At 40.7% G+C, this 21,598-nt stretch carries 20 protein-coding genes and 2 pseudogenes; 9 read left to right on the top strand and 13 right to left on the bottom strand.

The annotated features are described in order from the left end of the window. The 9 genes and pseudogenes from ACFIKU_RS01350 to ACFIKU_RS01310 all read left to right on the top strand — a co-directional run. A pseudogene (locus ACFIKU_RS01350) lies at nucleotides 1-873 on the top strand (tol-pal system protein); the annotation flags it as partial. Further along, nucleotides 874-2,559, top strand: coding sequence for a tRNA lysidine(34) synthetase TilS (gene tilS, locus ACFIKU_RS01345; protein ID WP_404977419.1), 1,686 nt, complete (start codon nucleotides 874-876; stop codon nucleotides 2,557-2,559). Nucleotides 2,560-2,673: 114 nt separating this feature from the next. After that, on the top strand, nucleotides 2,674-4,839 hold the full coding sequence (gene ftsH, locus ACFIKU_RS01340; RefSeq protein ID WP_375641818.1) for an ATP-dependent zinc metalloprotease FtsH: 2,166 nt from the start codon (nucleotides 2,674-2,676) through the stop codon (nucleotides 4,837-4,839). Between the two features lie 1,063 nt (nucleotides 4,840-5,902). Then, entirely contained in the window at nucleotides 5,903-7,276 is a 1,374-nt protein-coding gene (gene glmM, locus ACFIKU_RS01335) for a phosphoglucosamine mutase (protein WP_375656458.1), read from the top strand. A 905-nt stretch (nucleotides 7,277-8,181) separates the two neighbouring features. After that, a complete protein-coding gene (locus tag ACFIKU_RS01330) occupies nucleotides 8,182-8,427 on the top strand; it encodes a HigA family addiction module antitoxin (protein WP_273790454.1) in 246 nt (81 codons plus the stop codon). Between the two features lie 196 nt (nucleotides 8,428-8,623). Beyond that, entirely contained in the window at nucleotides 8,624-8,812 is a 189-nt protein-coding gene (locus tag ACFIKU_RS01325; RefSeq protein ID WP_273790453.1) for an antitoxin VbhA family protein, read from the top strand. Beyond that, nucleotides 8,802-10,322, top strand: coding sequence for a type II toxin-antitoxin system protein adenylyltransferase VbhT (gene vbhT, locus ACFIKU_RS01320; RefSeq protein ID WP_375656457.1), 1,521 nt, complete (start codon nucleotides 8,802-8,804; stop codon nucleotides 10,320-10,322). Before ACFIKU_RS01325 ends, vbhT begins: the two co-directional genes overlap by 11 nt. Nucleotides 10,323-10,486: 164 nt before the next feature. Then, nucleotides 10,487-10,606, top strand: coding sequence for a type II toxin-antitoxin system RelB/DinJ family antitoxin (locus ACFIKU_RS01315; protein WP_375656456.1), 120 nt, complete (start codon nucleotides 10,487-10,489; stop codon nucleotides 10,604-10,606). A gap of 799 nt (nucleotides 10,607-11,405) precedes the next feature. After that, the gene (locus ACFIKU_RS01310; RefSeq protein WP_208439671.1) at nucleotides 11,406-11,624 is read left to right on the top strand and encodes a type II toxin-antitoxin system RelB/DinJ family antitoxin; all 219 of its coding nucleotides are present in this window, start codon (nucleotides 11,406-11,408) and stop codon (nucleotides 11,622-11,624) included. Nucleotides 11,625-11,678: 54 nt separating this feature from the next. On the opposite strand, the gene virB11 is transcribed toward ACFIKU_RS01310, so the two are convergent. The 13 genes and pseudogenes from virB11 to ACFIKU_RS01245 form a co-directional block, all read right to left on the bottom strand. Further along, entirely contained in the window at nucleotides 11,679-12,731 is a 1,053-nt protein-coding gene (gene virB11 / locus ACFIKU_RS01305) for a P-type DNA transfer ATPase VirB11 (RefSeq protein WP_273790449.1), read from the bottom strand. Nucleotides 12,732-12,748: 17 nt separating this feature from the next. Then, the gene (virB10, locus tag ACFIKU_RS01300) at nucleotides 12,749-13,921 is read right to left on the bottom strand and encodes a type IV secretion system protein VirB10 (RefSeq protein ID WP_375656455.1); all 1,173 of its coding nucleotides are present in this window, start codon (nucleotides 13,919-13,921) and stop codon (nucleotides 12,749-12,751) included. Between the two features lie 27 nt (nucleotides 13,922-13,948). Continuing rightward, the gene (gene virB9 / locus ACFIKU_RS01295; protein WP_375656454.1) at nucleotides 13,949-14,803 is read right to left on the bottom strand and encodes a P-type conjugative transfer protein VirB9; all 855 of its coding nucleotides are present in this window, start codon (nucleotides 14,801-14,803) and stop codon (nucleotides 13,949-13,951) included. A 2-nt stretch (nucleotides 14,804-14,805) separates the two neighbouring features. Beyond that, the gene (locus tag ACFIKU_RS01290; RefSeq protein WP_375656453.1) at nucleotides 14,806-15,477 is read right to left on the bottom strand and encodes a virB8 family protein; all 672 of its coding nucleotides are present in this window, start codon (nucleotides 15,475-15,477) and stop codon (nucleotides 14,806-14,808) included. After that, nucleotides 15,474-15,761, bottom strand: coding sequence for a type IV secretion protein VblB7 (locus ACFIKU_RS01285; RefSeq protein WP_375641809.1), 288 nt, complete (start codon nucleotides 15,759-15,761; stop codon nucleotides 15,474-15,476). The genes ACFIKU_RS01290 and ACFIKU_RS01285 overlap by 4 nt, the downstream gene beginning before the upstream one ends. Nucleotides 15,762-15,767: 6 nt before the next feature. Further along, nucleotides 15,768-16,706 (bottom strand): type IV secretion system protein, encoded by a 939-nt coding sequence (locus ACFIKU_RS01280; RefSeq protein WP_375656452.1) that lies wholly within the window; start codon nucleotides 16,704-16,706, stop codon nucleotides 15,768-15,770. 46 nt (nucleotides 16,707-16,752) lie between these two features. Then, the gene (locus ACFIKU_RS01275) at nucleotides 16,753-17,157 is read right to left on the bottom strand and encodes an EexN family lipoprotein (protein WP_375656451.1); all 405 of its coding nucleotides are present in this window, start codon (nucleotides 17,155-17,157) and stop codon (nucleotides 16,753-16,755) included. A 144-nt stretch (nucleotides 17,158-17,301) separates the two neighbouring features. Then, the gene (locus ACFIKU_RS01270) at nucleotides 17,302-17,424 is read right to left on the bottom strand and encodes a hypothetical protein (RefSeq protein WP_375656450.1); all 123 of its coding nucleotides are present in this window, start codon (nucleotides 17,422-17,424) and stop codon (nucleotides 17,302-17,304) included. 26 nt (nucleotides 17,425-17,450) lie between these two features. Beyond that, nucleotides 17,451-17,834 (bottom strand): EexN family lipoprotein, encoded by a 384-nt coding sequence (locus ACFIKU_RS01265; RefSeq protein ID WP_375656449.1) that lies wholly within the window; start codon nucleotides 17,832-17,834, stop codon nucleotides 17,451-17,453. Beyond that, nucleotides 17,834-18,099: pseudogene (locus ACFIKU_RS01260) on the bottom strand (EexN family lipoprotein). The gene ACFIKU_RS01265 and the pseudogene ACFIKU_RS01260 overlap by 1 nt, the downstream one beginning before the upstream one ends. A 24-nt stretch (nucleotides 18,100-18,123) precedes the next feature. Then, nucleotides 18,124-18,900 (bottom strand): type IV secretion system protein, encoded by a 777-nt coding sequence (locus ACFIKU_RS01255; RefSeq protein WP_375656448.1) that lies wholly within the window; start codon nucleotides 18,898-18,900, stop codon nucleotides 18,124-18,126. Further along, nucleotides 18,897-21,257 carry a VirB4 family type IV secretion/conjugal transfer ATPase gene (locus tag ACFIKU_RS01250; protein WP_375656447.1) on the bottom strand — a complete coding sequence of 787 codons (2,361 nt, stop codon included), beginning with the start codon at nucleotides 21,255-21,257 and terminating at the stop codon, nucleotides 18,897-18,899. Before ACFIKU_RS01250 ends, ACFIKU_RS01255 begins: the two co-directional genes overlap by 4 nt. Further along, nucleotides 21,254-21,580, bottom strand: a complete 327-nt coding sequence (locus ACFIKU_RS01245) for a type IV secretion system protein VirB3 (RefSeq protein WP_273790924.1) — start codon at nucleotides 21,578-21,580, stop codon at nucleotides 21,254-21,256. Before ACFIKU_RS01245 ends, ACFIKU_RS01250 begins: the two co-directional genes overlap by 4 nt. Nucleotides 21,581-21,598: the final 18 nt, after the last annotated feature.

Here is a 21,598-nt window from a genome sequence, read left to right as displayed (position 1 = left end):
GCACCTGAAGCAGCTGATAAAGCAGCGTCTAGCGTGGTGGAAAAAGCCACTGACGCTGTTGATAAGGCTGTCGATGCAGTGAAGGATGCGCCTGAAGCAGCTGATAAAGCAGCGTCTAGCGTGGAGGAAAAAGCCGCTAGTGTTGCGGAACACCAAGGGATTATTTTAGAGAATCAACAGGTTTTATTTAAAGATTATGATTTAGATAAGCTTTTGCATAAGATACGAATGGTGCTTGAGCATAACAATCTAAAAAATGTTAATAAGCAGTTTCATGGGCTTTTTGATACAAAAGACTCTTCTGTTTATTCTTGTTCTTTTGAAAAGTCCGCTGTGGATGAAGAATCTCAGACTGTAAAAGAAGAGATGAAGCAGGAGCATAGTGCAGGTGATCAGACACAGGTTGCTGCTGTGGAAGCTAAGGTGGAGAGCCATGATCCTGAAAACACTAAACATTTTAAAAAAGCGCATGAAGTAAGTGCTCCAATTGAAGCATATCAGAGTGACAATCTTTCTTCTTCTAAAGCTTTGTATAAGGAAGGGTATGATTTTATTCGTTCTGCCAACTATGTTGATGCTGAAAAAAGCTTTTGCGCTTTTCAAAATCGTTACAAAAAAGATTCTTTGAGTGATGATGCTTTATTTTGGTTGGCCGAATCTTTGTTGGGACAAAAACGCTATCATGAAGCAGCACAAGTTTATCTTACCGCATGGTATGCAGATAAAAAGAAGCTCTATACCTCCGAGATTTTGCTGAAATTAGCAAGAAGTATGGTTGCTCTTGAGCCAAATAAAGACGATTGTGCTCATTTTGTGAAAAATTCAAAACGTCAAAAAACATTAGAGTCTATTTTTTGTAAACCTGCAAAATAAATAGCGAGGTCGTTTTCGGTGTGCGTTAGACTGGCAAGAAATCTCTTTAAAACATCGGATTTTATTCAATGTCAGAAGTTGATTCTTGCCGTCTCAGGGGGAAGTGATTCTTTGGCTTTGATGTTTTTGGTCAAAGAGCATTTGGAAACTCTCTCAGTTCCTCCAGAAATGATTGTTGTCACGGTTGATCATCAATTGCGTAAAGAATCAACGCGTGAAGCAGAAACTGTTGCGAAAATTTGTCGAGTTCATCAAATTCAACATATCGCTGTGCGGTGGGAAGGTGAAAAACCAAAGACGCATATTGCTTCCAGTGCTCGTGTTGCACGCTATGATCTCTTGGTTAAAGAAGCACAAAAACAAGGCGCATCAGTTATTATGACGGGCCATACACTCAATGATCAGGTTGAAACCTATCAAATGCGTTATCAACGTCTCCAAAAGAATAGAGGTGCGTTGCACGGTGAAGTTGGTGCTTTGCATGATGAAGTTTCTGCGGGCGGTTTTACCAGTGCGTTGCACGGTGAAGTTGGTGCTTTGCATGATGAAGTTTCTGCGGGCGGTTTTGCCGGTGCGTTGCACGGTGAAGTTGGTGCCATGCATGATGAAGTTTCTGCGGGCGGTTTTGCCGGTGCGTTGCACGGTAACGTTGGTGCTCTGCATGATGAGGTTTATGCCAGTGTTTTTACCAGTGCTATGCGTGGTGAAGCCGAGGGTATACGTGATGAGGATCATGCCAGAGAAACAAGAAAAAATATTGCCGAAAAAACCGATGGTCTCCTATATGAGCGTGGTTTATCCTGTATTCCGCGTGAGGCGTTGTTGCATAGAAAAGTGCGTTTGATTCGGCCACTCCTTGGTGTAAAACGCCAAACATTAAGGAATTATTTACGCTTACAAGGACAAACATGGATTGATGATCCAACCAATGAAGATCGCAATTTTGAACGTGTGCGCGTGCGTCAATCTCTTTCTCCACAAAATTTGGCTTATATTGCTCAAAAAATAAATGAAGCCGCATTGCAGCGTCGTCAACAAGCAAAAAATATTGCTGATTTGATCTTAGCACTGGATATTACTGTTCAACATGGGCGTTGTTTCATAGCAAAGCCTGCGCTATTTTTACAGAAACATTCCGGTTTTCCTTTCGTGGTGGGGCTTTTTGCTGTGTTGATGGGAGGGGGATTTTATTTGCTGCCCAATCAGAAATTAAGCATGCTTGTTCAAAAACTCTGTCTCGATTCTCCAGAAAAGAAGCGTTTTACTTATGCGGGCTCTGTTATTGAATATAACAAGCACGGAATTTCTTTGTGGCGTGAAGGGCGAAATATGAAAGAGGCTATCGTTGAGCCAGATAAAACTTTTATATGGGATGGGCGCTATAAAATCATAAATCATGGATCTGAGGCTATAAAGGTTGGAGCCGCAAGTTTAGAACTGCTGAAATTTTTATTAAAAAATAGCGATTTTGAGCTTGAAAAGCCTCATTTTCCCTCTTTACAATCGCTACTGATGATCTCAAATCATAAAGGGTATGATATTCCAGAGTTGATTTCTCAAGCAGTTGTTCATAAACATGTTATCATCAAGCGTATTATGGCACCTTTCGATTGGCTTTCCTCACGAGAAGATGCTGCCTTGGTAAATGTTGTGGAACCTTTTTTTAATATTAAGGTGAAAAGATAAAGGAAAATTACTCTAAAAGAAAATAAACAGCTTCTCATCTCTTGGCAAGGGGCTGACAAGGTTATATGTTAAGGGGAACTGTTTGAAATCTATATTTGATTAAGTGGGCTGAATATGAATTCCAATTACCGCTCTCTCCTTATTTGGGGAGTTATTGCCTTCATTTTGATTGTGTCGTTTTCTCTCTTTAATGGAGATAGTCAGCGTTCTGGTGGTGGAGAAGTCTCCTATTCTGAATTTTTGCAAAAAGTTGAGAATAATGAGTTGAAATCTGTGACCATTCAAGGTCAAAAATTAACAGGACAAACCGTTGAACATAGAACTATCTCAACCTATGCTCCTCGCGATCCAGGTTTGATACAAAAATTGGAAAGCAAAAACGTTAATGTTAAAGCTGTTCCGGAAAGCTCTGGAAATAGCATTTTCCTCAATCTCCTCTTTTCCTTATTGCCTGTTATTATTATCGTGGGGGCGTGGGTCTTTTTTATGCGGCAAATGCAAAATGGATCACGCGGTGCAATGGGATTTGGGAAATCAAAAGCAAAATTGCTTAATGAAGCGCAAGGACGTGTTACCTTTAAAGATGTTGCTGGCGTTGAAGAAGCAAAGCAAGATCTTCAAGAAATTGTTGAATTTTTACGCGAACCACAAAAATTTCAACGCTTAGGGGGGCGTATTCCACGCGGTGTTTTGCTTGTTGGTCCTCCAGGAACCGGTAAAACTTTGCTAGCACGTTCTGTGGCAGGTGAAGCCAATGTGCCATTCTTTACCATTTCAGGGTCTGATTTTGTTGAAATGTTTGTTGGTGTTGGGGCGAGCCGTGTGCGCGATATGTTCGAACAGGCTAAAAAAAATGCACCTTGTATTATCTTTATCGATGAAATCGATGCTGTTGGACGTCATCGGGGGGCTGGACTTGGTGGTGGAAACGATGAACGTGAACAGACCTTAAATCAGTTGCTTGTCGAAATGGATGGGTTTGAGCCCAATGAAAGTATTATTCTCATTGCCGCAACAAACCGTCCCGATGTGCTTGATCCCGCTTTGTTAAGACCAGGGCGTTTCGACCGACAAGTTGTTGTGCCAAACCCTGATGTTTCTGGCCGTGAACAAATCTTGAAAGTGCATGTGCGCAACGTGCCTTTAGCGCCTAACGTTGATTTAAAGATTTTGGCAAGGGGAACACCAGGATTTTCCGGTGCAGACCTGATGAATCTGGTCAATGAAGCTGCTCTTATGGCTGCGAGCCGTAATAAAAGAGTTGTCACGATGCAAGAATTCGAAGATGCCAAAGATAAGGTGATGATGGGGGCTGAACGTCGTTCAACCGCTATGACACAAGAGGAAAAAGAACTCACTGCTTATCACGAAGCAGGGCATGCTATTGTGGCTCTTAATGTGCCGGTTGCTGATCCTGTCCACAAAGCAACAATCGTTCCAAGGGGAAGAGCATTGGGAATGGTGATGCAATTGCCTGAAGGCGATCGCTATTCCATGAGTTATCGGTGGATGATTTCTCGTTTGGCTATTATGATGGGTGGACGTGTGGCTGAAGAATTAAAGTTTGGAAAGGAAAATATCACCTCCGGTGCTTCTTCTGATATTGAGCAAGCAACTAAATTAGCACGCGCAATGATCACACGGTGGGGATTTTCTGATCTGCTTGGGAATGTAGCTTATGGCGATAACCAAGATGAAGTCTTTTTGGGTCACTCTGTTGCGCGAACACAAAATGTCTCTGAAGAAACAGCGCGCATGATTGATATGGAAGTGCGTAAGCTGATTGATGATGCCTATAAAAATGCGACCAACATTTTAAAAACAAAAAGAAAAGAATGGTTTGCTTTGGCACAAGGTTTGTTGGAATATGAGACTTTAACAGGCGCTGAAATTAACGAAGTTATCGCAGGAAAGACCCCTTCACGCACTCAGAAAGATGAGGGTGCTCCGCTACGGGGGTCTTCTGTTCCAAAAACTGGAAAAATGAAGACAGAGACAACAGTGGTAGATGAAAAAAACGCTGAAGCAGTCCCTAAAACAGCGCCTCATAAAGTAGAGGCCGATAAAGGCGAGGCAGGCAAAGTAGAAGCAGCAGCTGTTGGGAAAAAAGCAGCAAAATCCGGTGATGTTGAGCCTAAGGAGGCTCAGTCTAATGAAGTCCGATCGGATGAGACTGAGAAAAAAGCGCAAAGCACAAAAGGTACTACAAAATCAGTCAACCGCTCTAAAAGTAATGCTGAAAAGAAGTCCAATACTGCGGGAGATGATAAAGAAAAATAAGAACTGTTTAATAACGCTTGAGTAACGATGTTTTAGGAAAACTTTTAAACTCTTTGAGAAAGGCGCAAGCAAAGCTTGCGCCTTTAATGTAATATTTGCAAAAATATGGAAGCAAAAAATTAAGCAAAGCCGTTGTATAATAACAGCTTTAGCAGGCTACAAGGCGAGGTGGTATTGTCCTTTACGGATTTGGCAACTGTATGAGGTGAGGTGATAGGTTTCCTTGTGGATTTTGTAAGGTTTGAGGTTTGGTGCTGGGTTCCTTTACGGATTTGGCAAGTGTGTGAGGTGAGGCGATAGGTTCCCTTGTGGATTTTGTAAGGTTTGAGGTTTGGTGCTGGGTTTCTTTACGGATTTGACAACTGTATGAGGTGAGGCGATAGGTTTCCTTGTGGATTTTGTAAGGTTTGAGGTTTCGTGCTGGGTTTCCTTACGGATTTGACAACTGTATGAGGTGAGGCGATAGGTTTCCTTGTGGATTTTGTAAGGTTTGGGGTTTGGTGCTGGATTTCTTTACGGATTTGACAACTGTATGAGGTGAGGCGATAGGTTTCCTTGTGGATTTTGTAAGGTTTGAGGTTTCGTGCTGGGTTTCTTTACGGATTTGACAACTGTATGAGGTGAGGCGATAGGTTTCCTTGTGGATTTTATAAGGTTTGAGGTTTGGTGCTGGGTTCCTTTACGGATTTGGCAAGTGTGTGAGGTGAGGCGATAGATTTCCTTGTGGATTTTGTAAGGTTTGAGGTTTGGTGCTGGGTTTCTTTACGGATTTAGCAACTGTATGAGGTGATCCGTTGATTATGTTCAAGGGATGTATAAAGTATTTTGAGGAGATAATATTGCTTTTATGTGCGAGGGTGTGAACATAATTGGTTGAGAGTGGTTTAGATGTGTCGTTGGTGAATAGGTTTTTTGATTGTCTAAATGCATGGAGGTTTAGATCAATGATCTGATTTTATATGGGGAGGGGATTATTGTACCAAGGGGGCTTGTTAGGGTTTTAAAAAAAGCCAAGGGAAGAATTATATATTAAGGGAAGAATTATATATTAAAGGAAAGAGGCATGGTGCAAAAATATTTTGGTACAGATGGAATTCGGGGGAAAGCCAATTCATTTCCTATGACACCTGATTTTGCCATGAAGGTAGGGATGGCTGTAGGGGTTTTATTTCGCTCACAACATCAATCTCATCGTGTGGTGATTGGTAAGGATACACGATTATCTGGTTATATGTTGGAAAACGCTTTGGTTTCAGGATTGACTGCTGCGGGGATGGAAGCTTTTTTATTGGGTCCAGTGCCAACACCTGCTGTTGCAATGCTTTGCCGCTCTTTGCGAGCGGATCTTGGGGTGATGATTTCTGCTTCTCATAATCCGTTCTATGATAATGGAATTAAACTTTTTGGTCCTGATGGTTTTAAACTTTCAGATGATATGGAAGCGAAAATTGAACAATTGATCGATACAGATCTTTCAAAGTCTTTAGCAAGTTCTGCTGAAATTGGTTATGCAAAACGGGTTGAGGGAGATATTTATCGTTATATTGAATATGCTAAACGAACTTTGCCGCGTGATGTTCGCTTAGATGCTTTGCGTATTGTTGTGGATTGTGCCAATGGGGCTGCTTATAAAGCGGCTCCCCGTGCTTTATGGGAATTGGGGGCTGAGGTTTTTGCTATTCATGATGAGCCCAATGGGACCAATATTAATCAAAAATGTGGATCAACCGATTTAAGATCTTTAAAACGAAAAGTGCATGAAGTGCGTGCTGATGTAGGGATTGCTCTTGATGGAGATGGGGATCGTGTTCTCATTGTTGATGAAAAAGCACAAACGGTTGATGGAGATCAGTTGATTGCTGTCATTGCTGAAAATTGGCATAAAATGGGACGATTACGGCGCAATGGTGTTGTCACAACGATTATGTCAAATCTGGGACTGGAGCGTTTCTTGAACAGTAAAGGGTTGCACCTTGTAAGGACAAATGTTGGAGATCGTTATGTTGTCGATGCTATGCGCCAAAAGGGATATAATGTTGGTGGTGAGGCTTCTGGGCATATCGTGCTCAGTGATTTCGGTACAACGGGTGATGGCTTGGTGGCTGCATTGCAGATTTTAGCCTGTATGAAGGAAAGCCAAAGCCCTATGAGCCAATTGTGTAAACGGTTTGAACCTGTACCGCAAATTTTAAAAAATGTAACGATTAAAAATAAAAATGTTTTGAAAAAAAATCCCGTCAAAGCGGCCATTGATCAAGCAGAAAAGCGGTTGGGAAAAGAGGCACGGCTGGTGATCCGCGCTTCTGGAACTGAGCCGGTTATCCGCCTTATGGCTGAAGGCGATGCACGAGAAGTATTGGACACAGTCGTGACAGAGTTGATGGATGTTATTATTCATCATGATGTACGCATGGGTACTGCACTTGAGGAATCTTGAATTTTTTGAGAAAATTATCAGATCATCTTTTGATAAAGGGCTTATTGTAATGTGGGATTTTGGCAATTATGAAGGGTGTGATTATTAACTATGTGAGTGATGTAATAACGGTAATGGATACTCTATCTGCTAATAAATTAAATAAAAAAGAGAAAAGTCCAATTCTAATAACTATAATGCGTATAGTTTTCTCTAGTTCATAAGATATTAAAAAGATGTCTTTTTTTGATTTTCCTTTTTCTTTTGCTTATTCGTAAACCGGTTATTATTTTAACAGAGTTTATAGCAGGGGGATTTATTAGTCTTATTCATTCTTTTTACTGGATATACAGCGGGGGCAGCGCCTTATGAACATCAAACAGCAATGGTCATTGGTTATATCGTCGTTATGTTTCTAAGTGCAGCTGCCAATTGGGGATATGATGCGCTCCTATTACGTTTAGCGCCTTCTAATTATGAACTTATACTTTTCCAATAATGAGTAGAATAATGAGAGAGAGATGAGAATGAGCAATTTTTTCACGATAGTTCTAATGTTTATAAAGTAAAAAAGCCGTGTAGTATAAAAATAATGAACGTTTTTTGTATCTTATGATTTTAGGATTTAAACCTAAAAGGATTGAAGCTTTTTATAATACTGGCACGACTAAAGGGGTTAGAACCGCCCATGCGCAAAAATTAAAGTGTATTCTAGGTGTTCTTGAAGGTGCTATATCGCCAAATGATTTAAGTTATGCGTCCTTTTGATTACATTTGCTAAAAAGTGATTTCAAGGATTATTAGTCAATTACTGTAAATGGAAATTGTTACTGTAAATGGAAAATGTCGCGTAATATTTTGCTTTGATAGCATAGATGTCAAAATGGTCGATTATCTAGACTATCATCAAAAAGGAGGTCTAAACAATGATGAAGAATCCTTCACATCTCGGTGAGTTATTGTGTGAAGATGTGATCAAAGAGCTTGGTTTATCCGTGAATGAAGCAGCAGAGTGGCTTGGTATATCTCGTGGAGCACTTTCTAGAGTTTTAAATGGAAAAGCTGCTATGAGTGCTAATCTTGCTATTAGGCTTGAAATGTCTGGTGTAAGCACAGCACGTGCTTGGCTTGCTATGCAAACAAATTATGATTTATCAAAAGCAATTTTTTAACAATAGTCTCATGATAAAGATTGCATAAAAGAGCTTCAAATGGTTGTTAAATTTTTGCAACAGAGACATGTGGAAGAGCAAAATAACGCGATAGCGCGGATAAAGGCAAAAGATGTGACACGGTAAGATAAGGCAATAAAATCTTGTTTCTATAGTCTGCTTGGCTATAATAAATGTAAGCAAAGGAGGGTTTTATATGTTGAGTGAAGAGGAAATTAAGCTGCGTCGCTTTTATGCTGAAAATGCATTGGCAAGCCAACGTTTAGAGGGATTAGAGCCAGATCCAAAAGTCGTTGAGCAAATGGAACGTGTTATTATTGGAGAGCTTGAAACAAGTGATATCCTCAAAGATTATATGGAGAGGGTAAAACGTGGTGAAGTATAAGGGGAGCGGTGATCCTTATACTGATCCTGAAACTGGTGTGATGTATAATCGGCTTGGTATTAAAGATGAAGCCACACTGCAACGTGTAGAATCTACGATTTCTTATGTAAAATCTTTCGAATTTGTACATACTCCTATTCGTGGTGAGTTTGATCTGAATTACATGAAAGAGATCCATAGAAGACTGTTTGGTGACATATATGAATGGGCGGGACAAGTTCGTTTAGTGGATATTGCCAAAGGCAATAGTATGTTTGCTAGTTATAATCAGATTGAAAGTTATGCACCGAAGATTACACAAAAGCTTGCAAAAGAACAGTATCTGCGTGGTCTTGGCACTTATGACTTTAGTCAAAGGGCTGGATATTACATGGGTGAGTTGAATGCGTTGCATCCGTTTCGAGAGGGGAATGGGCGCACTCAGCGCGAATTTATGGTGCAACTTGCTTGTGAAGCTGGTTATCATATCAACTGGAAGGGTATTGAGCGACAAGAAATGACACGTGCGTCAATTGAAGCACATTTTGGTAATTCAGAATATCTGTCTGCACTCATCTATAAGAATCTTACCAAGTTTACAGAAAATAAAAGGGATGATGTTTCTCAAGGTATTGGCAAAAATATTGCTTTTTGCGTTGATCTTAATAAAGAGTGCTTAGAACAACAAAAAGAGAAGATTGAAACCCTTTGGGATAGAGAAAAGACAACTTTTAGCAGACTTCAAAAAGAAGAACTTGAAGTTGAGCAATCGCAAAGGGATGTTAATGCTACGTTAGAAGCAACAGAAAAAGCGCCATACCTTGCTGCTTATACGGATAACTCTGATCTAGAACAGAAGGTGTTAAACGCTCTTAGAAATAAAAAATCTTACGTTGATATGTTTAAGGAGTTAAACAGTCGTTTAGCATTTATTTATAAAGATCCACAAGAGGCTGCGCTTAGGATTGAGCAAACGATTTTAGCAGGTAAAGGCGATAAACTTCCTGATATTTTGGATAGGGCACCTGATAGAGCGGGTGAACTGCGTGGGTCAGATCGTTTTATCGATAAATTTAAGGCTACAGGAAAAGAACGAAAAGAAGCGCTTTCTCATGTTCCTCTTGCTGTTTCTACTATGAGATCGCTTCAATCCTTTTATAAGAATTCTTATGAGACACATATGGATAGGTTTACACGGGAGCGTGAACAGTTAAAAGTAGAGGTTCCGTCACTTTCACAAGAAGCAGTGACTTTTATGAAAAATGTTGAAGCTGGTCGTGATAGTTATTCAAAGATACCAGAGCAGGTTAGTGAAGAATTTTTAAAGCTACAAAGTGCTTTAGATAAACGTTTTGGACATGATGCCATTCATAAATATGGTTTTGATTTATCAAAAGTGATCCCCAAAGAACAGTCTCATGATAAAGATTGCATAAAAGAGCTTCAAATGGTTGTTAAATTTTTGCAACAGAGACAACAGGAGAAAATCAACGCAATAGCGCGTGCAAGATCAATAGATATGATACGGTGAGGGCAAGGATAAAGCTTTATGCTGTATAAGCCCTATTAAGTCATATGATAAAAGAGAGGTAATCAAAGGAGGTTTAATATGGGTGTGACAAAAGATGTTGTACGTGCCCGCATAGATAGGGCGTTAAAAAATCCGGTGAAATATTAGCAAGTTTAGGACTTACGGTGTCTGATTTCATACGAATTTCTTTAACTAAAGTTGTTGATGAAAGAGGATTGCCGTTTGATATGTATGTTCCTAATGCGAAAACGCTTAAAACTTTTGAGCAAAGTGATAGAGGATAAGATGTATATTTTGCGAAAGATATGAATGATTTGTTTCGTAATTTAGGTATTTAATGTTTCAGATCATTCACTTCAAATTAGCTTTTAATTTACATCATTATCGTTATGGGTGTTTCCGTATATATTGAATGATGTATGCAAACCGTGATTGAAACGGCAGCTTATTGAATTTCTGCAAAAGAAGAAGGCATATCGCTTGAAGGATTATTTGATATTGTTTCTTTTATTGCTGCTCATCCAGATGCTGGTGATTTTATGGAAGGTACGGGAGGGGAAGCCAAGGAAAGTTAGGTTTTAAAGCATAAGGGGTAAAAGAGGGAGATATAGGGTTATACCCTTTTTTGGTGGTCAAAATATTCCGGTGTTGATCGAAGATGTTTACAGTTAATCATCTTGAGGAAATTTGATAAAATCAGAGAGGAATGCGTTGAAGAAAATTTTTATACTGCGCCTTGATGAATATCGAAAAGAATAATAATGGATAAGACAAATAAAGCAGGATCTGGTATATTACAAAGTGTTCGTGAGGCTCTTGTCTGAAGCTAAAGGTGAAGCGGATACTGAATTTGGGGTCCATATTCCTGCAAATGTTGATGTCAAAAAAATCAGAAAAAATATTAGGTTATAGATATTATTTTCGGTATGTTGTGGTTTTTTTGTGGGGCGCATGCGTGATTGGGAATGGGGATGATATTCTATCGATACATCTTCTAAGATATTGCTTTCTGTCATTGAAAACGAGCCAAAATCTGTAAATTGTGCTCTTAAAAAGGCTTTAACAGCATAAAGGAGGTTTACTATGAGCGTAGCTGTAGATTCAAAAGATGTTGTTCGAGCAAATATAGATAAGAAGTTGAAAAAAGAAGCCGGTGAAATATTAGCAAGTTTAGGACTTACGGTGTCTGATTTCATACGAATTTCTTTAGCTAAAGTTGTTGATGAAAGAGGATTGCCATTTGATATGTCTATTTCTAATGCGAAAACGCTTAAAACTTTTGAAAAGAATGCAAAAGGATAAGATGTATACTTTGCGAAAGATATGAATGAGTTATTTAAGTCATTTCGACAGTTTTTAAAAGGCATCACGGCGTTTGAAGGGGTCGTAATAGATTTCTGTTACACGAAATTTCCCTTCGAGACGTTTACATTGGATGATGACATCTATCATCGAGATTAATAAGCCGCGGATATCATCGCGTGCTAAATTACCACCACCGTCACTTTCTTTGACTAAAAGGGTCATTTGTTCAAAGGCTGCAAGGGCTGTTGAGGCGTGGACGGTGGTAATGGAGCCGGGGTGACCAGAGTTGACATTACGGATATAGTAAAAGGCTGTACCATCACGCAGCTCTTGTAGAAGGATTCTGTCGGGGCGCATGCGTAAGCCTGATTCAAGCAGTTCTTTTGCGCCTGCTTTTGCTAAGCCTTGGTTATCTTTTGAATAAAAGAGTTGGACTTTGTTGGCGTGCGGAACGACAAGTTCTGGCGTGTCTTCAATGGTGAGAATTCGTTCATAGTCAGGGATTTTTGCAATTAAAGCTTTGGAGAGGGTTGTTTTCCCTGAACCGGTTTTGCCCGATATTAAGATATTTTGTTGTGTAATAACGGCTCTTTCTAAAAAGGTGCAAAAATCTTTAGCGATAAAGAGATCTGTTAGCTCTTTTTCTGTATCAGAGAGTTCCGATAACCGTTCAGTCATTTGTTGCGTGGGGGTGAAACTGGTGTTTTGGGCGACAGAAAACAGATTGTTTTCATGTAAACTTTCAAGAGAAAAAGTGCGTGATGAAGGTTTACGAATGGTCATGCTAATGGTATTGGCTGCAACAGCTGGAGGCATAACAATTTGTATGCGTTCGTTGTTTGGCAGTGTTGCGGAGAGAACCGGGGTTTCTACACTGATTTTCTGAGTTGTATAGGCAGCAACAACTTTAGCAATCCCTTCTAGTTCGCCGTAGGTTAGTTCTTTTAAGATGTGGGTTTGCCAACCATCTGGACCCTCAACGATTACTTCGCCGGGGCGATTGATGACAATTTCAAATAAATTCTCATTATTGAGGAAGTCATCTAAGATTTTTAATTTTGTTAAAACGATAGAGGCTCGTTCTGCATTTTTGGCTGATGGCATAATATGACTTTATTGGCTTAATGAAAAAAGGAATAGCTGGGAGTAGAGCGGTTTCTTTTGCTTTTTACGACTAGTTTATAGACAGATGAAAAATCGAGATCTCTTGCTACAAAGATGTTGACGAGTTCGCCTTGAAATTTTTCTAGAGTAGGAGGGATGTTGATTTGATTTTCAAGGGCAATAGTGGCAGTATCTTTTCCAATGTTGTCGGCGCCTTCAAAACCACCACCCGCAGAGTTGTTTGTACCTGTGTTATTGGATTTTTTTTGCATTCTATTGGTGAGGTTTGTTGTGACACCATCAATAACGGTGAGTAAAAGGGAAGAGCCAAAGCGTTCCCACCAATGGGTGTTGATGTTGCCATCAAAACCGGCTCTGCCTAAACTGTCGGTTGCTGGTGAGGCAAGGGGAATGATAACGCCGGTTGGGGTTTTGGCTCTTGTCCAGAGCACAAAGAGGCGAGATTGACCTTGTTTTATCCCACCGCGGTATTCTCCAATGACTTGGGTTCCTTTATCAAGCAAAACAACGCGTCCATTGTCAGAGAGGATATCACGGTTGATGATGCAGCTTGCAAAGCCTGGTTGGTCGCTGTTTAATGCCGTTTCTAAGATACAGGGGATAGAGGTTCCCATGGCGATGATAAAGTTTCTATTGCCGATGAGTTTTGCTTTTGTTTCTTCTGTTGTGGTGGGTTTTAAAAGGGTTGCAAAATTTTGTGTGTTTTGAAGGGCAGGAGAATTTTGCGCATTCGCGAGATTTTCAAGGGCATGGAATTTGTCAAGGGGGTTTAGAGCAGTGTTGACGATGTCTTTTAATTCAGATTTAGAGCCTTTGGCAAAAGCGAGAACAGGGGCACGTCTTGCGGCATCAAGTAGTGGGTCATCTTTTTTGGGCTCTGGTGCGAGTGGTTGTGGGGGTGGTAAGGTTATTGGCGCTATGTTGGCACGCGGGTCAGAGGGGGCGAGCTCTAAAGGCGCGAGGGTGTTGTGAAAGCTTTGTTCTTGTTTTTTATGAGCTTTTGCGGTGTTTTTTTGTTCTGTGGGGGTGGATAAGATGTTCCAGAGCACATAGCCGCAGATTCCTATACAGGCAATTGCGACAACTATTTTTTTGCCTGCGGTTTTGGCGCTATTGTTTTTGCCATCCCCAATAGATCCACGATCTTCGATGATTGGTTTATCACTCATGTGTTGTCCCCTTCAATTCCCGCTTATTTAAAGATCTGATGCAACTTTACGTTCAACAGATGGTGAGGTTGTTCCGGTATTTGGATTGGTGCCTTTTGGTTGATAGGCTTCGTTAAAGACGCATAGGACGTTTTTTCCCTTTCTTAGGGTGAAGTGCGCGCTAATGGCATGGACAATAACCATGTTGCCTCTTGTGGTTTTGGGAACCAGCGATTCTGTACCGTCATTGTTGACGATGTAAATGGCAGGGATTTCTTGGTTGTCTGGAAATGTAAATGTTGTGGTTTTGCCATTGTCATAAACGGAGGAGGGTTCGAGCACGCTTGAGCCTTGAGCGGTGTAAGCCCAATTGCGTGGTCCGTAGGTTTCATAAGCGTTGAAGACATTATCGATACGCTGAGCTTGTTGTTTTTCTTGTCGCATAAGGGCTGCGAGTCTTCTTTGTTCTGCTTCTTCTTGTGGGTAGCGAAATTTCACAAGGAAATATGTTTCTTGTCCAGAGGAAATTTCCCCATCTTTGACCATGAGTTCAAATTGATAGGAGCGCTTTGAGCCATCAAGCTTTGTGGTGACGACTTGGAGATTGGTAATGGGTTGGACTTCTCTTGCTTTGAGGAAAAGAATATTGCCAGCGGGAGCGACTTCCCATGCAACGCTGTTGCCAATTGCCACATGGGCAATTTCTTCATTGGGAGAAAATTCTATTTGTACCGATGAGCGTATGGAGCCAATAATTTTTGTGACATTATAAGCATCATAGTTGATAAAGCGAATGCGGCTATCGCTTGGCGCGCGGGTGGGAAAAATACTGGCATGGCTTATCGGTATAGGAGAGAGGGTAATAGCGATGTTAAGAATGAGAAAAAGAATTTTTTTTGTCATGATCAGTTGACCACTTCCGGATCGGTTCTATATTCACTAACAATAAACCCTAGAGGATTTATCAAACGGTTTTGGACAGAGATAGGGGCATTGATATATTCAAAGGTAAGTGTTGCAACCCAGTGGGTGATGAATTCTTTGTTGGTTTCATTGTCATGAATGGTTCTGTAGTAACGCACTTGGGCAACATCGTCATTGATAAAGGAGATTGATTTTATTGTTATTGTAACGGAGGCGTGTTTATAGAGAATTTGAGGACTTTGGGGATTTCTTGCTCCATACCAGCTGGCAAATCTTTCCTGTTCTTCAGAAGAGGAGAGGAGAGAGACGGTTTGGAAATTGTGTTGTGTTTCTTCTGTGGTGAAGCCTTCACGGGAGCGGACATATTTTGCAGCAAAGTAGCGTGTGATTGCTTCGTCGACATTGGTGGGACCTTCTTTTAGGGCTTCCACAACTTCAACAATGCCGGTTGAATTGTCCACACGGATGACAAAAGGTTCCACGGTTTTAAGGGGTGTGAGGGTGATGACCGCGAGAGAAGACATTATTGCAACCGCAACGGCTATGCCGGCAATGGCAAGCGAGACGCGGGTGGTGCGGCGTGAGGCGAGCATGCGATCCTGATCGAACGAGCGTGCTTCAGCAATGTATTGTTCTATGTCTTTTTCTTTCATGCTTTTTGCCCGCAATTTTTGTAAGATTTGATTTCTTCATCCGTTAATTTTTGTGCCAGAAGCGTTTCCAGCTTACCTTCTTTCACGGGTGAAGGTGTGTTGTTACTGATGATAATGGGCGTGGGCGTGGGTTTTTTCCCTTCCCAATTCCACATTGATCTGTTGAGTGGACGTTTAGAATATCCATCACACTTTGGGAGTGACTTCAGTGTGTGTGATGAAGACATACAGCCACTGAGAAAGAGAAATGGTAAGATAATCCCAATTTTTTTAAATTTCCGCATTTGAACTTAGGCCTTTGCTAATAGTGATGCTAATTTTTTAACGCCCTTTGCTATCGTGTTGGCTGTTGCTTTAGCAGCGCGAAAAGCTTCTTTCCCAGCACGTTGCGTTCCAGTTATTGCACTTGTGAAAGAAACAGCCCCAGAGGCTAAAGCTGATGCGACATCAGGGAGTTTGGTGAAAAGGTAAATACCACAAAGGCCAACAGCTGAGAAATTAATTAAGGAAAACATTATATCTTCAAGTGTTCCTGAGAAAATTTTTATTGCAAATTGGACATACAGACCACCAAGCAGCACGACTAATACCTGCAAAATGATGAAATTTACAATTTGTCCTAACCATGCTTCCGTAAATTTTCTGGTTGATGAAAACATAGAGAGGCTTATGAAGAGTGGTCCTATTGATAGGACAAGAAACAAACCCAGCTTAGCAAACATTGAGACGACAAAACCAATTATAGCCATTGCCGTGGCGTTTATTAAACAGAAAAAACCAGCAAGCCATGTCACAAGAAACTTACCCGTTTGAGTCCATCCCGTGTACTTACCTGATGCGTCAAAAACGTGTGCACCTGCTTGTCTTAGCAGATCATCCCATACATTTTGATCCGAGTGTGCTGCACCTTGTGTGACATTTGCAATGGCATTCGGCAGATCATTGAAAAATATATCCCTAACCCACGCATTATAAAGAGCAGTGTTTGTAGCGAGAGCAACTATGATGCCGAGTTTGAAAGCTGTCGCTATAAACTCCCATAAAGGCGTGGAAGAACGCCCATAGATGATATTGTATCCCATAAATATAACGTAGATTGTACAAGACGCTTTAAGTGGGGCACTTAACCCCGACGAAATGTGATTAATAGTTTTATCCATTATATCTTCAAGAGTCTTCGTTACAAAGCTATTCATATCAGTAAATATGGTTATATTTTCAAATGCCATTGCACGTCCATTTCATCAAACTTTTACAAATATGATTATTTCTGATTTAATTACTATCTTGTTTTTGTTCAGCTTTTTCTTTCGCTTCTCGTTCGGTTTTAGTGCGCTCTTCTGCTTCTCTCTTGGCTTGTTCTTTTGCTTTTTGTTCAGCTTTCCATTTTTCATGTTCAGCTTTTTGTTTAGCCATAAGTTCATCTATACCTTTCCTATACTCCTCTGCTGCTTTACGGCTTCTTTCTGCTGCTTTTGCTTCATATTCTTTCTGAAGTTCTAAAAATGCTAACCGCATGTTTTCACAATTTTTTGAAGTTCCTGCAAATCCACATTTAGCATCCCACTCTAGGCGTAATTTTTCATCTTTTTTAAATTCTGCGACGCTATAGGTTTTTTCACATCCAGCTGTGATGAGCCCTGTGCAAAGTAGCAATGTTGTTATGAGAACTTTATTCATAGTATTTCCCCTTCTTTCTTTCAGTTTTACAAGGTTTGAGCACAATCTTTAAATTCTGCTATGTTCTGGTTTTTTATAACCAGTGATGATAAATCTAGGGCAGCGACATAATGTTGCCATAAATCTATTGTATAGTCTGTAAGGTTATTTAAGTTGAGCAGCTAAAGTGCAATAGTGATGTGTAATGGCGCTATCCATTGCCTCTGTAATGGGATCCATCAACATATTGTCTATCTTAGTGAATATGCCTTTGCTTTCTACTGCCATTGAGATGCTCCGCTCTTCATTATGTCTTAATGGTTATTTTGTTGTTCTTCTGCCGCCCGTTCTTTTGCTTCTTGTTCGGCTTTAGCTCGTTTTTTAGCTTCAAATTCAGCTTTCCATTTTTCATATTCAGCTTTTTGTTTCGCCAGAAGTGCATCCATACCTTTCTTACGCTCTTCTGCCGCTTCACGTGCTCTTTCTTCAGCTTTTGCTTCATATTCTTTTTCAAGTTCTAAAAATGCTAAACGCATGTTTTCACAGTTTTTTGAAGTCCCTGCAAATCCACATTTAGCATCCCACTCTAGGCGTAAATTTTTATCTTTTTTAAATTCTGCGACGCTATAGGTTTTTTCACATCCAGCTGTGATGAGGCCTGTGCAAAGTAGCAATGTTGTTATGAGAACTTTATTCATTATTTATTGTCCTGTTTCTTTTCAGATTCTTGTTTATCGTCATTTGTCGAGCTAAAATCTCCCCATTTTTTGCGGGTTTCAAGTTCAGCTTGCTCTGCATTTTTACAATTTTTCGAATTCAAATCCCCTGACGTCAAACATTTCACTAATACTTCTTCCATCAGTTTTTTATTTTTTTAAGTTCTTCTACGCTATAGGTTTTTTCACAACCAGCCGTGATCAGCCCTGTGCAAAGTAGCAATGTTGTTATGATGATCTTGTTCATATTCAAGCCCCTCTTTTTTCTCGTTTATTGACCACGCAGTTTTTGGGCTAAAGCTTTGTAACGTGCTTTAAATTCTTCCATTTCACGTCTTTCTGCCGCTTTTTCTTCTGCTTGTTGAATCATTGCGGCGGCTTGCATTTGGAGAACTTGTGTTTGGAGTTTTGCTTGTACCGCTGCTAATTGCGCTTGAATGCCTTGAATTTTACCCGCATCTTCAGTACTTCCAAGTTCGTCAAGCAGCTTGTTAATGGTTTTTTGTGTTTCACTGGCTTCTTCGTAGACGTCTTGGCCTTTTGCTGCTTGTCCTACTACGCGCTGTTCGGCTTTTTTCACTTCCTCTGCGTAAAAAGCATCAACTGCCTCTTTTGAGCCTGCTCCGCCTGAGGGCTCTTTGTATTTAAGTTCTTCTTGCCATTTTTGCGCGTTTTTGCTGCTGCTCCCGCCGCCGCCACCACCGCCACCGCCGCTGCCCATCGATTGTTGAAAGTGGTTAAAATCAGAAGGAAGGGCGCCACTGCTCCCTTGCTTGTTAAACATTTCTTTCAATCCCGAGATGTCAGGCTTGACATTTAAAGAGTTATATAATTGTTTCGCTTGATCGAGTTGACTCTTTAATTGCTCAAGCTGTTGTTTGCCTTGTTGAATTTGTTCTTGCAATTTGCCAAGCTGTTGTGTGCCTTGCTGGACTTGTTTCATTATTTGTCCAACAGCTGTGGGATCAAATACCACGATAGCAAAGGCATTTGTTTGAAAGCCAAAAGAAATTGTGCAAAGGGCTGTTGCCAATAAAAGTTTTTTCATTGTTTTGACCTTTCTTGAAAAATAGGAAGCCATTTTTCTGGAGATTGTCCAACTTCATCCATAATGGTCTCTAGGAGTTCAATATTCTTGGTGGTGCCGCTTAAAATGGCTATTTCATCATCAAAGCCCCGTAAATTCAGTTCTGCTACAACAGAACTTTGCCCTTGTTTGATGAGAAAACGCCGTGACTCACGGCTTAATTCTGATTGTATCAGGTTAAATTCTCTGTCCGATAATTTAAAACCTTCTACATAATCCCCATGATTGCCCTTTTGATTGGGAAAATAAATCTGTGTGGGGCATTGCTCTATAATGGTGTGAGCAATGGTCGAATTGATCGCATCTTTGGGAGATTGTGTTGCAAACAACATCAAACCATTTTGTTTACGAATGGTCTTCAGCCTGTCTTGCGCAAAGGCTTTAAAGGAATCGTCCTCTAAGGCTTTCCAAAACTCATCAATGACAATGATAATACGACGCCCATCAATCAGAGACAAAATTCTATGAAAAAGATACATCATTAACGGAGGACGAATTTCATTATTGTCTAAAAAATCCGTCATGTCATAACCAATAAATTTTGCATCAATGCCAATGTCGTCATCAGGATTGTCAAAAACCCACCCTAAGGCATTGCCTTTACACCATCTTTCTAAACGACCCGATATCCCCTCCCTATGCGTGGTGTCAAAAAACATTTGTAAGGCAGAGATCGTCCGTTGTTCTTTGGGCAACAAGGCAAGCTGCTCAACAGCCGCCGTGATGTCTTGTCTTTCTGATTCACTGATCTTTTGATCTTCAGAAGAAACAAGCTTTATAATCCATTGGCGTAAAAAAACTCTATCTGCTGGATTGTTATAGTCTAAGCCTTTCAAGGGGGCTATGCCTGTCGGTCTACCATTTTTCAAGGGCATATAAGTGCCGCCACCCGCTCTGACAAAAAGTTCTGCACCCCGATCTTTGTCAAAAAAGACCATATTGGGATCATGCTTTTGAAGTTGTGCTAAAAGAAAATTGACAATAACCGTTTTCCCAGAACCAGAGGGACCACAAACAAACGTATTGCCTAAATCACCAAAGTGAAAGTTAAAATAAAACGGTGAACCAGCAGAGGTTTTCATCAAGGCTACCGCTGGTCCCCACACATTGCCATCTATTTTTCCAACCGGAAAAGAATGAAATGGAGAAAGCGCTGCATAATTGCGGCTGGTTATCGCCCCAGAGCGGGTGCGATAAGCATAATTGCCAGGCAATTGTGCCCACCAAGCCGCCGCTAACCCTAAATCTTCCCGTGCAATCACAGCCCCACCATCTGTAAGACGAGAACGCGCTTTGGCAAGATTATCCGCTAACTCTTGTGGCGTATCAGCAAAAACTGCCAATGATAAATGATGCTCCCCTAAAACAAAACGATTGGATTCAAGATCATCAAGCGCATCATCCAGTTCCATAATTTGTGAGCCCGCACGGTCTCCTGCATTGACCATTTGGTTTTGTTTGCGCCCCATAATCTGCTTGGCAATGTTTTTGCTCTTGAAAACAAAAGATTGGGTGAAAATAAATTCAAAGGGAAGGGTGAGCAAACCATCCGCCATGCCTACCCTGGTTTTTGCTGGATATTCTTTCCAACCAAACATGCCCGCAAAACGCTGTCCCGCCTCGGTGCGTATTTCTATGATCTCTTTCCCAAAAATGAGACGGTCTGAATAAACAGTCGACGCTATCGTCCCCCATGTCAACGGTATGCGTTCACGACGACCGCCTACCAATTGGTGGATAAACTCACTTTGCTGCGAATAAATATTACCTTCATGTTCATAAAGGCTCAGTCTTTTTGCACCATAACGCTCTAAATTTTGAATAAGATCTGTCGTAATATCTTCAAGCTTGCGAATGGACTCTGCGTCAACTTCTGTCTTTTCTTGCTTGGCTTTGCCTAAACGTTTGAAAAACTCCACTAATTTATCCGTTTGATCAACGTGTGGATTCCACAAAATAGAAAGATAAAGATCATTGCGATAAAGCTCCTGTGAAATCATCCGTTCACGATATTTATCATCTAATTGCTTGGCAAATGCCGATCTAAAAGTCCCATCCGGATAAACGGTTTCACGCTTTCTGATAATATGGCTATAAAGCGCTATCCGTTCATCCGCGATGTTTTTAAACAGATTATTGAGCTGTTCGTGAAGAACGTTCAGATCAATAATATCCGCTGTCTCAAAGTTAATCCCTTCAAGTTTAATAACGGACATGAGAGCGCGTGAATCCAGCGCAATGATGTGTTTATTGACATGGCGCACATAAGGAATGATCGCTTCTGGCTGCTTTTCACGTTTGCGCTCTGTTCTATTCATTGTAATTCCTCATAATTACGAATTAATCGTAATGGAGAAATACTTCCCCCACCCCATAGACTCGAATTTCTGGCAAAAATAGATGTCTTTTGCCATGTCAGAAGAATACGAAATTTGTTATGGTCATGCTTTAGGATTTCCTTGAATATGAAATGCAGCATCACACCAAAGGTTAGAAGAAAAATATTGCCTGCCATAATGAACAATATCATCGTTCCTATCCCATTTAATCCCATAGCTTCCACCGTCACGCCTGCGATCATTGCAGGGCGCGTGCAAGCAAGAAATAACGTATCTTCTGTTAGCTTGTCGTGCTCTTTCATGGCTTTGAAAGGCAACGT

The organism is Bartonella sp. CM120XJJH (genome assembly GCF_042194715.1).
GTDB lineage: Bacteria > Pseudomonadota > Alphaproteobacteria > Rhizobiales > Rhizobiaceae > Bartonella.
This window is presented reverse-complemented; position numbering and strand designations above follow the sequence as displayed.

What these genes read in the sequence shown, in the direction of transcription:
- ACFIKU_RS01290 (WP_375656453.1), bottom strand. Translation starts at nt 15,477, where the DNA reads ATGAAAGAAAAAGACATAGAACAATACATTGCTGAAGCACGCTCGTTC.
- ACFIKU_RS01310 (WP_208439671.1), top strand. Translation starts at nt 11,406, where the DNA reads ATGAGCGTAGCTGTAGATTCAAAAGATGTTGTTCGAGCAAATATAGAT.
- ACFIKU_RS01255 (WP_375656448.1), bottom strand. Translation starts at nt 18,900, where the DNA reads ATGAAAAAACTTTTATTGGCAACAGCCCTTTGCACAATTTCTTTTGGC.
- glmM (WP_375656458.1), top strand. Translation starts at nt 5,903, where the DNA reads ATGGTGCAAAAATATTTTGGTACAGATGGAATTCGGGGGAAAGCCAAT.
- virB9 (WP_375656454.1), bottom strand. Translation starts at nt 14,803, where the DNA reads ATGACAAAAAAAATTCTTTTTCTCATTCTTAACATCGCTATTACCCTC.
- ACFIKU_RS01280 (WP_375656452.1), bottom strand. Translation starts at nt 16,706, where the DNA reads ATGGCATTTGAAAATATAACCATATTTACTGATATGAATAGCTTTGTA.
- ACFIKU_RS01250 (WP_375656447.1), bottom strand. Translation starts at nt 21,257, where the DNA reads ATGAATAGAACAGAGCGCAAACGTGAAAAGCAGCCAGAAGCGATCATT.
- ACFIKU_RS01285 (WP_375641809.1), bottom strand. Translation starts at nt 15,761, where the DNA reads ATGCGGAAATTTAAAAAAATTGGGATTATCTTACCATTTCTCTTTCTC.
- ACFIKU_RS01325 (WP_273790453.1), top strand. Translation starts at nt 8,624, where the DNA reads ATGTTGAGTGAAGAGGAAATTAAGCTGCGTCGCTTTTATGCTGAAAAT.
- virB10 (WP_375656455.1), bottom strand. Translation starts at nt 13,921, where the DNA reads ATGAGTGATAAACCAATCATCGAAGATCGTGGATCTATTGGGGATGGC.
- ACFIKU_RS01330 (WP_273790454.1), top strand. Translation starts at nt 8,182, where the DNA reads ATGATGAAGAATCCTTCACATCTCGGTGAGTTATTGTGTGAAGATGTG.
- ACFIKU_RS01245 (WP_273790924.1), bottom strand. Translation starts at nt 21,580, where the DNA reads ATGAAAGAGCACGACAAGCTAACAGAAGATACGTTATTTCTTGCTTGC.
- ftsH (WP_375641818.1), top strand. Translation starts at nt 2,674, where the DNA reads ATGAATTCCAATTACCGCTCTCTCCTTATTTGGGGAGTTATTGCCTTC.
- ACFIKU_RS01265 (WP_375656449.1), bottom strand. Translation starts at nt 17,834, where the DNA reads ATGAATAAAGTTCTCATAACAACATTGCTACTTTGCACAGGCCTCATC.
- virB11 (WP_273790449.1), bottom strand. Translation starts at nt 12,731, where the DNA reads ATGCCATCAGCCAAAAATGCAGAACGAGCCTCTATCGTTTTAACAAAA.
- ACFIKU_RS01275 (WP_375656451.1), bottom strand. Translation starts at nt 17,157, where the DNA reads ATGAATAAAGTTCTCATAACAACATTGCTACTTTGCACAGGGCTCATC.
- ACFIKU_RS01270 (WP_375656450.1), bottom strand. Translation starts at nt 17,424, where the DNA reads ATGGCAGTAGAAAGCAAAGGCATATTCACTAAGATAGACAATATGTTG.